We start from the raw sequence: 11709 nt of genomic DNA on the forward strand, positions 1-11709 counted from the left end.
GGAAATTGCAAAGTTTAAATTTTCGATTGCCGATTTAAATTCAACCTAAAACCTGCAATCGAAAATCGGCAATTTTCATGTCGCTGGAGACTGTTAAGCCATGAAAACTTCTTCTAATTCCCTACCACCAGGTTGTATTATTCGCCCAGCAAGTGCTAGAGACATCTGGGCAATTCGGAAATTAGTATTAAGTGCGAAACTCGATCCTACCCAGTTACGCTGGCAACAATTTTGGCTTATTGAATGCGATAACATTGTAGTAGCTTGCGGACAACTGCGCTCTTTTCCCGAAGCGCAAGAATTAGGTAGTTTAGTAGTTGCACCAAATTGGCGCGATCGCGGTTTGGGTAGCTACTTAGTCACACATTTAATCCAACAATCAACCCAACCGCTTTATCTGGAATGTGTAGGTAAAAAATTGGCAGATTTTTATACACGTTTTGGTTTTGTACCTGTTTCCTGGCAAGAGTTATCATCATCGCTAAAATGGAAGTTTGGCTTAACTCAAATAGCTGCTAAACTAATCCCAATCATCTCTGTAACCATTATGCAGTATCGCAGATCGGAAATATCGCCAGATGCAAAACAAACTCCCGTACCTTGACTTCATTCATCAAGAACTTCAACTTTCCCCAAACCAAGGCAATCAACCTTTAGTGATAGATTTATTTGCAGGTTGCGGCGGACTTGCCCTTGGTTTTGAAGCCGCAGGTTTTCAAACCGTTGGCTACGAAATATTAGAAGATGCCTGCTTAACTTATAGCCACAATCTGCGTAATTTATGTTATAATATTACTTTAATGCCCTCATCAGATTTAGTTGATGGTGCAACAGTAATAATTGCAGGGCCACCATGCCAACCTTTTAGCGTCGGCGGACATCAACTAGGACTAAAAGATAGTCGCGATGGCTTCCCAACATTTATTTCTGCTGTTAAGCGCTATCGTCCAGAAATTGCTTTATTTGAAAATGTGCGGGGAATGCTATTCCGCAACAAAGCATACTTTGAAGAAATTGTTATCGCTTTGCAAGAACTAGGATATTTTGTGGAATGGCAAATTTTAAATGCTGCCAATTATGGAGTTCCACAAAAAAGAGAACGGCTTTTTTGCGTGGCGCACAGAGGCGGTTGGAAATGGCCTGTAAAAACGCATCTCAAATCGCCCTACACTGCTGGAGAAGCATTAGAAGAACTGGCATTTTCTGCCCCACCAGAATCAAAATTTCTTACTCCTAGCATGGATGAATATGTTAAAAAATATGAGATAGCATCCAAATGTATCAAACCTAGAGATTTGCATCTTGATGCGCCTTCTAGAACTGTTACTTGTCGTAATTTATGCGGTGCGACTGGCGATATGTTACGAATACGTTTAGCCGACGGACGCAGGCGAAGACTGACAGTTAGAGAAGGTGCGCGACTTCAGAGTTTCCCAGATTGGTTTAAATTTAAAGGTTCTGAAAATAGCCAGTTCAACCAGATTGGTAATGCAGTTCCACCAATATTAGCGAAAGCTTTAGCTTCTTCTGTAAAAACGTATTTAGATAGTGGCGATCGAAATATCCTAAAATCTTTCATTTTCCCTCAAGCTAATAACTCATCTACTGCTACACTGAAACCTTGTAAAACAGTCTGAGTGCTAACTACCTCATCAGAAATAAACACAAGTCGTTGATTTTGAGTAATTACAATAATCCAGCGATTATCAGGAAACACCAACCAAACTTCGTGACAACCCGATTGCAAGTATTCTTGTGCTTTAGCAATTACCTCTTCTGCAAAATCTGTAGGTGAAACTATCTCAGCAATTAGCGGGAAACTTTGGGGAAGTACAGCAGGTTCGCCAAATTGGGCGAGCAATTCTGGTGTCAGATATGCAACATCAGGATAACGTCCCTGTTTATTAGTTCGACAAGGTACTTCTGTATAAACTTCTCCTCCTTGTCCGCTGGAATCCTTGTAATTTCTCCAGTAGGTAGATAATTTGGCTTGAATCCGACTGTGCTTGAGTGTCATTCCGTTTTTCTCCACTAATTGCCCATCTACCCATTCTTTACGATCTGGAGGATTTTGCATCCAATCTTCCAGTGAAAAAACCTCCGATATTTGGGGTGCAAGTGTAGAAGCGATCATGGCTATTTGCTCTCCTGTTTAGCACTTAGTACAAAAATAGCATCAGGTTACCTTTGATTGCCCTCACCAAACATAATTTGTAGGGTGGGCAATGCCCACCATTTTGTCTGGAGAAGGGTGACGGCCAATTTGGTGGGCAATGCCCACCCTACGTTTAATGACGATGTTCTCGATAAAGACGAAGTGCATAAATTCCTGCTGGAGTTTCTCTGAATTCTTTGATTGTTGTTGCCATTTCGCTGTTAATCGCATCTATTTGAGGCAGTTTCATAGGATGTTCTGGAGGCAGTAAAGTGGGAGCGGATAGGGCGGCAAAAGTCAAGTCTGCTGCGGAAAATTTATCGCCAATTAAGTAGGGACGACCATCAGATAAGCGTTGGCTTACTTTATCAAAAATCTCTCTAATTTTTTCTAAGGAAGTGGCAGATGAAGCGGCTGTAACGTTCAATGATTTTTGCACGATGCGACGCATTAAGGGAAACGCGATCGCAAATCCCATTTGCTCTATTTGGGGAGTTCCTTCGCACCAACCTCGACGCATGGCTTCCCGGTCATTAAGGCGATAAAAATATGCCCAACATCGCGCGGACACACCAAGCTGGCTATCAAATAATTCTTCCCATTTTTCAACTTCCTGGCGGAGATTCCATTCCGTTGGATAAAGTTGCCGACTTCCGTCATTTTTGCCGTTCAAGTAATGCAAAATATCTGTTGAATCGACTAAAGCAACCTCTGGCGCTACCAAAACCGGAACGCTTTTGCCACCGAGAGAACGAGTTGCGAGTCGATGAAAAAGGGGTACGTGGCGTTCTTCAATGTAAGGAATTTCTAGCCAATCCAATGCCCAGCGGACTTTCTCGCAGTAATGGCTAATTGGAATAGTAATTAATCGGTAAGATGGCGATCGATCGAGGCTGTGTTCTTTCATGATGTATAGCTTTATTGAACCTGTTGCCAAGATTGCTGATTTAAGAGGAGCGTTTCCGTCATTTTCGCTAGCTTTTGTAGCATTTCCTGATGTGATTCGGCACGTTGTTTATACTCCCGCTTTCTCTGAAGTGCCGCCCGTGCTAAGTCTTCCCGCTTTTGTTTGAGCGCCTGTATCGCAACTCGTTGCCAAACATCGATTTCCTTGAGTTCTTGAGTGTACTGAGGTTGAATTGTATCCCAAGTAACTCGAATTTGGGAGAGGGCTCGATCGACTAACTGGATAGCATCATCTTGTTTGGCTTCCTTGAGCGATCGGCCTACAGGTTCGGCTAAACTATCAACATTGATATTCGCCAGCATAGGGATAAAATCTACCACCTGCTGGCTGTAGCTAACACCGGTCTTGCACCAAGTAGCAAAGTGTTCGCAATTGTTAAACAGCAAATTGTATTTTTGTTCGCCTAAACGACTTTCAGCACGACGGATCGTTACATCGGGAATGAAACAAGTTTGGTACTGCTTTACATAAACTTTTGAACCTTGAGCCATCGTAGCAATGGAAGTGCGTTCAATGGTAGCGCTCGTTTTGCGGTAGTGAATCACAGTTCCATCGCCGCAGTCAATACCGTGATGCTGGTAAACACCTTCAATCGTGAGAAACTGTCGAATCGCATAAATTTGATCGCCTCGTGCCATAAGTCGTTAGTTTCACTCTTCCCAGTATTGCCAACTATTCAAAAATTTTACTTAATAAATTTTTGAAGTTATACCGCAATCTATTTTGGCTCAATTATTAGATTCAGTATATGGGTCGTCCTTTGGCAGTATGACTGTAACTGTTGTTTCTTGATTGGGTACACTCTCGATCGTTAAAGTACCTCCATGTAATTCGGCTAAATGCTTGGCGATCGCTAACCCCAATCCAGAGCCTTGTTGTTCGTAAAGTTTGCGTTCAAATTGCATATAAGCTCCCAAATTAGCAATTTGCTCGGCTTTCATCCCCCGCCCTCGATCGCTTACAGATAAAATAAACGAATTTTTGTCTACTTCAGTGACAACATCCACTCTCGTTCCAGGCTCAGAGAATTTGAACGCATTGTCCACCAATTCTTCAACCAACTTATTCAGACGTTGAGCAGACATCCTGACCTGACCATCTTGCAATTGTAAGCGCAAATCGGCTCTTCGCTCTGCTTGTTCTGCTTGGTATATCGCTCGCTCTGCAATAATTGAATCGATGCTTTCTGTATAGTGGCTGCGTAGCATTTTTATGCGCTCTGGTACGTTAGCGATTAACTCTAGATCTGCATATAACAAAAAGTTTTGTATTAATCGATATAACCGACGACCAGAAACGTGAATATGCTCAACCATTTCTCTAATTTCAAGCAGATCTGGCCGATTTAGTTCCGTAAGTAAAATCTCTGAAAATCCCAGAATTCCATTCAATGGAGTTCGTAGCTCATGCGGAAGAGAAAAAGTAATATTATTACGCAATTCTTCCATTTTTTGTGCTTGTTTTTGCTCGATCAGTGCTTGTTTTTCCAATCGAGTCTCAATTGCTTTCAGTAATTCAACTGGCCGACATGGCTTAGTTAGATAATCGTCAGCTCCCAATTCCATACCTTTGCGAGTATTGGCTTTATCAGCTAAAGCTGTCAGAAAAATGAAAGGAATCATCGCTGTAGTTGAGTCACCTCTCAATGCCTGTAGGACGCTGTAGCCATCTAGATCGGGCATTGTCACATCACAAATAATCAAATCTGGCCTAATTTCTTTGGCAGTCTGAATACCTTTTAAGCCATTTTCTGCGGCTGTAGCCTCAAAATTTTGCTCTTGCAACAGATCCAAGATATTCTCTCTAATTGCTTGCTCGTCTTCGATCAGCAAAATCTTTGTCATTTTTTCTTCCTCAATAAATAGAATTTACTTCTGTTTCGACAGCTAGAATTTACAGACCGCTAATCTAAATCTGATTTAGCTGGCAATATTTGTAGACTTTTCCCCGCTAACAATCTTTCTTCAAAGTCACGTACATTCAAAGGCTTGTCAAATAAATAACCTTGCATCTCATCACAATCATTATAATATAAAAAGTTTAATTCTGCTTGCGTTTCTACTCCTTCAGCAACTAAATTTAATTTGAGATCGTGAGCCATCTGTATAATATTTTTGGTAATCAACTTCGTTTTAGGGTCGCTATTAACTTTACCAATGAAAGATTTGTCTATTTTCAACGTTTCAAATGGAAATTGTTGTAGATAACTCAAAGAAGAATACCCCGTCCCAAAATCGTCAATGGCAATCTGTACTCCTAGCGCCTTAAAAGCCGTCAATCTCACAATGCTGACTTCTGTATTTTGCATAAGTACGCTTTCAGTTAATTCAAGCTCAAGGTATTTTGGATCTAATCCTGTTTCTATTAATAGTTGGTAGACTCTAGAATATAGGTCTGGTTGATTGAACTGCCGTGCGGATATGTTTACGGCTATCCGCAAATCGGAGAACCCAGCATTATGCCATCCTTTTGTTTGCTGACAAGCTGTTTTCAAGACCCACTCACCTATAGGAACTATCAAGTTGGTTTCCTCGGCAATGGGAATAAATCTAGCAGGCGAGATTATCCCTAGTTGTGAATGATTCCATCGCAAAAGAGCTTCTGCACCGACAATTTTCCCAGTACGTAGGCTGACTTTCGGTTGATAATATACTTCAAGTTCTTCTCTCTCTAAAGCATATCCTAAGCTAGTCTGTAAAGCGAGATTTTCAGAAGTTATTATTTGGAAACTGCTGCGATAAAATGTGTATAAATTTCCTCCGTTTTCCTTGGATTTAAGCATAGCTTTATAACTGGATAACAGTAATTTTTCTAAATCATCTCCATCACACATATAAAAAGCAATGCCGATGCTAACGGTGATGATAAGTTTGCTATTGTTTTCTATTAGGAAAGGTTTACAAAGCTCATCTATAATAGTTTGTGCTATTTTAGAAATTCCTTTTTTGGTTTGTGGCGTTGCTATAATAATGACAAACTCATCCGTATTTAAGCGAGCGATTGTATTGCTTTCTTCAACGCATTTATGTAACCGCTCGGCTACAGCTTTTAGTAATAAATCGCAACTTGAATGTCCTAAAAATTCAACGATTTTTTCAAATCTATCTAAGCTCAGATACAAAATAGAAATAAGTTGCTTAGAACCGGCTGGTAATTGTTTTTTATGAGATAAATTCCAAGTTATAATTTGATTAAAGCGCTCTTCTAGTAAAAGTCGATTCGGTAGCTCGGTTAAGCTATCATATTTTCGGGATTTATTCAGTTGTTGTGATGCTTGCTTAAGGGCAGTAGTATAAACTCCAGTAATAATAGTTTGCTTGGCGAGTCGAGTAGCGATCGCATTTAACAATTCCTGTGGTTTACACGGTTTGATCAGATAGTCATCTGCCCCTAGCTCCATTCCCTTGCGAGTATTAGCTCTATCCGCCAATGCAGTCAAAAAGATAAACGGAATTACTGCTGTCAAAGGATCTTGACGTAACCCTGCCAGAACAGCGTAACCATCTAGTTCGGGCATCATTACGTCACAAAGAATTAGATCGGGCAGAATCTCTTGAGCTAAAGATATACCCAAGCGACCATTTTTGGCGGCAATGACCTTAAACCTTTGCGCCTCTAAAATATCTATAATATTCGCTCGAATCAGCTCATCATCTTCAATGACTAAGATCTTCGTGCCCGGTTTGGCTGTTGTGGAAATTAAGGTGTTGTGATTTGACATCTTTTTGGGATTAATTAATCTTGCAAACTGGTTAATTGATTGAGAATGGCTATTTCACGGGCGCACTCTTGTTGCAAAATTTTTAGATAGTGAGCCCGTGCTTGCTCCGTTGGAGCTAATTTGAGCATTTGAATCCCCATCGTGATGTTAGATAATGGATCGCGTAAATCTTGAGAAAGTTTCTGCAATAACTCTTCTTTACTGTTACTAAGTCTTTGGAGATCTTGGACTCTTCTTTGTAAACTTCTAGCTTTGTTTCGTTGCTCTTGATATTGCTCGATATAGATAGCTTGTTTTTTGAGTCTGCTGGAGATCGCACTCAGTAATTCAGTTGCAGTACACGGCTTAGTAATATAATCATCAGCTCCCAGTTCCATTGCCAAACGCACATCTTCCCGTTCTGTTTTAGCAGTTAGGAAAATAAATGGAATAACTGCCGTTATTGGCTGTTGCTGTAATTCAGTTAAGACGCTATAACCATCCATATCAGGCATCATGATATCGCAGAGAATTAAATCGGGTATTTGCTTTTGTGCCTCTCGTATTCCTTCTTCACCATTCTTCGCCCCCACAACATCAAAATTTTTGCACTCCAAAATATCCAAAATATTATCTCGCACAAACTCTTCGTCTTCAATTACCAAAATTTTTGTCGGTTGCATAATTTTATTAAAAAACTTTTTTGTTGTTTAACTATTGACCTTTTGTGAGTTATTTTAATCCTAACTCAACCAAAAGATTATCACAACTATCTCATGGGAAGTTTTACAGTAAATGTAGTTCCCACCCCTACTTCGCTCTGTACAGCAATAGTACCTCCATGTAACTCAACAGACTTCTTTACAATTGCCAACCCTAATCCTGTGCCTGGGATTGTACCGACATTAGGGGCTCTATAAAAGGTTTCAAACAAACTTTTTTGAGATTCTATAGGAATGCCAATTCCTAAATCTTTTATCTCAAATAAAACCTCGTTGTTTTCACAGGTTGCACTAAAGAATATCGGGCTGTTATCTGGCGAATATTTAACAGCATTTGACAACAAATTACTCAAAATATGACGCAGTAATTTCTCATCCATAATAGCCTCGTTGCAGTTGCATTTCATATTGACTTCGACCGGATGTTTTTCTCGATCGAATACTTCAATATCTTCTACTAATTCCTTACAAAACTTTTGTAAATTAATCGGACTGGGGTTAAATTCCAGTTTACCAGCTTCTGCTTTTCCAATCACCAAAATCTCATCTAACATTTCGATCATGCGTTGGATAGCAGATTGAATCCGATGCACATGAGTTAGTTTCTTCTCCCTCGACCATTCGTCTAAATACATTTCCAGCAAATCAGAAGAAAACAAAATTGTGGACATTGGTGTCCGAAATTCATGGGAAACCATAGAAACAAAACGAGTTTTGAGTTCGTTAAGTTCCTTTTCCTTTTCTAGAGCTTTGCGAATTTCTGTTTCGGCTTTACACCTAGCTAAAGCAATCTCGACAGTAGTGTGTAAATCTTTTTCTTGAAATGGTTTAACTATATAGCCAAACGGCTGAGCTCCTTTAGCTCGCTCTAAAGTTTTGGCATCGGTATGGGCAGTCAGAAAAACCACAGGTAGATTGAAAAGATGGCGAATTTTGTCTGCCGCTTCTACTCCATCCATCGAACCTTTTAGCATAATATCCATCAGTATTAAATCCGGTTGGATTTTTTCGGCTTTTTCAATTGCTTTTTCGCCTGTAGCAATTACAGCCGGAACATGGTAGCCTAATTTTTTTAAGCTATTTTTAATGTCCATACCAATAATTACTTCATCTTCTACTACTAGAATTGTCGCTGTCATTTTTCCTCCCTGATTTGTTTCCTAAAGGTGATCTTAAAAGCAGTGCCCCCAGATGAATCAATTTCGATTTCTCCGTCCAGTTGTTCTGTTAAGTTGTAAACTAACTGTAAGCCTAGCGAGTCAATTTCTTCAATGTCAAAGTTTGAGGGTAAACCCACACCATTATCGCTAACTTCTAAGCGGAGACTATCCCGATCGAGTCGATAAAACTTAACGCATAGTTTTCCACTTTCTCTATCGTTGAATGCGTATTTTAGTGCGTTAGTAACTAATTCATTAATTATCAAACCGCAAGGAATTGCTGTATCGATGTCTATTTCCATTTCTTCAGTTTCAATGCCTAATTGAACAGAGCTTGTGTAAACTTTATAAGAATTCACCAAATTTCGCACCATTTCGTTAATATATTCAGAAGCGTTAATCCTTGATAAACCTTCTGATTGATACAGCTTTTCATGGATGAGAGCCATCGACCTAATACGGTTATAACTCTCTGTAAATAAAGCTAAGGCTTGTTCATCTTTTATGTACGCAGACTGAAGCTTGAGTAAGCTAGAAATTACCTGTAAGTTATTTTTGACTCGATGGTGAATTTCTTTAAGCAAAACTTCTTTTTCTTTAAGAGATGCCCTGATGTGATTCTCTGCTTGTTTCCGTTCGGTAATATCTCGATACATCCATAAATGTCCGCTGTACTTTCCTCTTACAAAAATCGGTACATGATCCCGTTCAAAGAAGTGACTATTTACCATTGTCACTTCTTCGTTGGTGACTATTTGCCTGGAGCTTAATATTTCACGATGCTGCTGGAAAAATTTTTCCGGTTCTGCAAAAACTTGTTGAAAATCTTCGTAGAAAGTAGAAAAATCGGCTCCGATTAAAGCAGCAGGTACAATGGGGATATTGAAAATATCGCAAAATGCTTGATTGATCGTGACGACTTGGTTAAACTCATCTTTAACTAAAATCCCCATCTGTAAATTTTCAATCAGGGCTGATAGCCGAGAAGTGCTTGCTTGTAGTTCCTCCTCCGCTAGCTTGCGCTCCGTAATATCGTTTTGGATACCAATGTAGTGAGTGAGAATGCCATTGCCATCATAAATTGGCGAAACATTTAATTCGTTCCAGAACAAACTGCCATCTTTACGGTAGTTCCGCAGCACAACTTTACAAGTAGTTCCTTCCGTAATCGCAGCCCGCAGTTTTTCCAAACCCGGTTGATTTGTATCGCTACCTTGTAGAAAACGACAGTTTCGTCCGATTACCTCAGCCGCAGAGTAACCGGTCATCTCCTCAAAAGCAGGATTGGTATAAATGACAGGATTATCCGGCTGTTTGGTATCTGAGATAATAATACCGTTACTGCTAGCAACAAGCGCCCTATCTGTTAAGCGCAACTTTTCTTCTGTTTGTTTGCGTTCGGTAATATCGTGACAAACGCAAATTAGTCCTCCATCTGCAACTAAGGTGAGGGAAAGTTCCTGTGCAAATGTGGTGCCGTCGCTTCTTCTGGCAGTTGCTTCTCCTTGCCACTTACCTTGTTGTATCACGATGGGGATGATGTCTCCTTGAATGCGTTTACATTCATCTTCGTAGTATAACTCTTGCCAAGTTTTACCGATCAGTTCTTCAGCCCTGTCGTAGCCAAAAATTTTGGCGTGGGACTGGTTAATGTAGATGTATTCGCCTGCGGCATTAACGATGCCAATCCCATCTCCTGCTGCTTCCACCGCAGCTAAGTGACTTCGCATCTTTTCCTCTACTTGTTTGCTTTCGGTAATGTCGCGACATATACCAACGATACCCAGCAGCTCGCCTTCTGCGGAAAGATAGGGACACTTAGTAGATAAGAAAATGCGTTTGCTCTCATTCGTCTCGAAAACTTCTTCACAAGTCCAAGCCATATTACTTGACATGACTATTCGATCGAATTCACGAATTTGTCGTTCGCTTTCTGCGGTCAGAAAATCTTCATTTCGTTTGCCTAAAATTGCTTCGATCGAGCGGTTTAAGTATTTTGCCCCCGATCTATTAATAAATATGTAGTGACCGTTTTTATCTTTGATAAAAATAGCATCGTTACTGTTTTCTACGATCGTGCGAAGTTTGAATTCACTATCGCGCAATGCTGCTTCCGCCTGCTTGCGATCGGTAATATCCATAACTACACCGCTCATTGCGATCGGTTGACCTGTCCGATCGCAGATAATATCACCCTTAGCTGCAACCCAGCGGATAGAGCCATCAGGCCAAATGACGCGATGTTCGATGCTATAGGGTATTTTTTCTTTAAGAGTGTCAGTAATTGTAGCCTTGAGGTAGTGGCGATCGTCAGCGTGAACCCGGTCTATATAAGTGTCATAAGTTCCAGTAAAAGAAGCGGGAGCAAAGCCAAAGATTACTTCTGTTTGCTCTGACCATAATATGTTATTTGTCTCGATATCCCAATCCCAAGTCCCCATTTGGGCAGCATTGAGGGCCATCCGCAGCCGCCACTCACTCTCCTGCAACGCCTCTTCTGCCAACTTCCGTTCGGTAATATCCATCATTACCCCTGTCATCCGATCTGGCTCTCCGTTGCGTTCGCAGATAATATTGCCGATACAGGCGATCCAACGTACAGTACCATCAGGCCAGATAATGCGGGTTTCTATGCTATAGGATGTTCTCTCTTCAATGGCAAGTTGAATCGCTTGTTCTAACGGGGGGCGATCTTCTGGATGTATGCAGCTAAAAAATGCTTCTGGAGTTCCGGGGAAAGAACCAGGTGCAAGGTCAAAAATGAATTCAGTCCTTTCTGACCAAATGACTCGCTCGGTTTTCATGTCCCAGTCCCAAGTCCCCATTTGCGCCGCTTCCAGCGCCAGTGCCAACCGCGACTCGCTTTCGCGGAGTGCTTCTTCGGCAAGTTTGCGATCGCTGATGTCAATAAATAAACCATCCCAAATAATATCGCCATTGGTTTGTTTTTCCGGGCTAGAAATGCCTTCAATCCACTTGAGATGACCGGATGGTGTAATAATGCG

General features: G+C 40.8%; 10 protein-coding genes. 2 read left to right on the plus strand and 8 right to left on the minus strand.

Annotation, left to right across the window (positions count from 1 at the left end; translation table 11 throughout):
• Positions 1 to 100 precede the first annotated feature (100 nt).
• Complete coding sequence (locus tag H6S82_RS05630; RefSeq protein WP_190474380.1) at positions 101 to 604, plus strand: GNAT family N-acetyltransferase; 504 nt, start codon at positions 101 to 103, stop codon at positions 602 to 604.
• Positions 579 to 1637 carry a DNA cytosine methyltransferase gene (locus H6S82_RS05635; RefSeq protein WP_190474378.1) on the plus strand — a complete coding sequence of 353 codons (1059 nt, stop codon included), beginning with the start codon at positions 579 to 581 and terminating at the stop codon, positions 1635 to 1637. Before H6S82_RS05630 ends, H6S82_RS05635 begins: the two co-directional genes overlap by 26 nt.
• Here H6S82_RS05635 and H6S82_RS05640 read toward each other — a convergent pair.
• The 8 genes from H6S82_RS05640 to H6S82_RS05675 all read right to left on the minus strand — a co-directional run.
• A complete protein-coding gene (locus H6S82_RS05640) occupies positions 1586 to 2134 on the minus strand; it encodes a Uma2 family endonuclease (protein WP_190474376.1) in 549 nt (182 codons plus the stop codon). The two genes, H6S82_RS05635 and H6S82_RS05640, sit on opposite strands and share 52 nt — an antisense overlap.
• A 154-nt stretch (positions 2135 to 2288) precedes the next feature.
• Positions 2289 to 3062 carry a glutathione S-transferase family protein gene (locus H6S82_RS05645; RefSeq protein ID WP_190474374.1) on the minus strand — a complete coding sequence of 258 codons (774 nt, stop codon included), beginning with the start codon at positions 3060 to 3062 and terminating at the stop codon, positions 2289 to 2291.
• Positions 3063 to 3073: 11 nt separating this feature from the next.
• Positions 3074 to 3760: a lecithin retinol acyltransferase family protein gene (locus H6S82_RS05650; protein ID WP_190474372.1), complete on the minus strand. Its 687-nt coding sequence runs from the start codon at positions 3758 to 3760 to the stop codon at positions 3074 to 3076.
• 90 nt (positions 3761 to 3850) lie between these two features.
• Positions 3851 to 4966: a response regulator gene (locus tag H6S82_RS05655; RefSeq protein WP_190474370.1), complete on the minus strand. Its 1116-nt coding sequence runs from the start codon at positions 4964 to 4966 to the stop codon at positions 3851 to 3853.
• 59 nt (positions 4967 to 5025) lie between these two features.
• Positions 5026 to 6843: an EAL domain-containing response regulator gene (locus H6S82_RS05660; RefSeq protein WP_190474368.1), complete on the minus strand. Its 1818-nt coding sequence runs from the start codon at positions 6841 to 6843 to the stop codon at positions 5026 to 5028.
• Between the two features lie 14 nt (positions 6844 to 6857).
• On the minus strand, positions 6858 to 7505 hold the full coding sequence (locus H6S82_RS05665) for a response regulator (RefSeq protein WP_191056072.1): 648 nt from the start codon (positions 7503 to 7505) through the stop codon (positions 6858 to 6860).
• An 86-nt stretch (positions 7506 to 7591) separates the two neighbouring features.
• Positions 7592 to 8683 (minus strand): ATP-binding protein, encoded by a 1092-nt coding sequence (locus H6S82_RS05670; RefSeq protein WP_190475432.1) that lies wholly within the window; start codon positions 8681 to 8683, stop codon positions 7592 to 7594.
• The coding region (locus tag H6S82_RS05675) for a PAS domain S-box protein (RefSeq protein WP_191056073.1) at positions 8680 to 11709 on the minus strand (3030 nt) is incomplete at its 5' end. The genes H6S82_RS05670 and H6S82_RS05675, both read right to left, overlap by 4 nt.

Origin of the sequence: Planktothrix sp. FACHB-1355 (genome assembly GCF_014748295.1) — a bacterium.
In the GTDB taxonomy this organism is placed as follows: domain Bacteria; phylum Cyanobacteriota; class Cyanobacteriia; order Cyanobacteriales; family Aerosakkonemataceae; genus Aerosakkonema; species Aerosakkonema funiforme_A.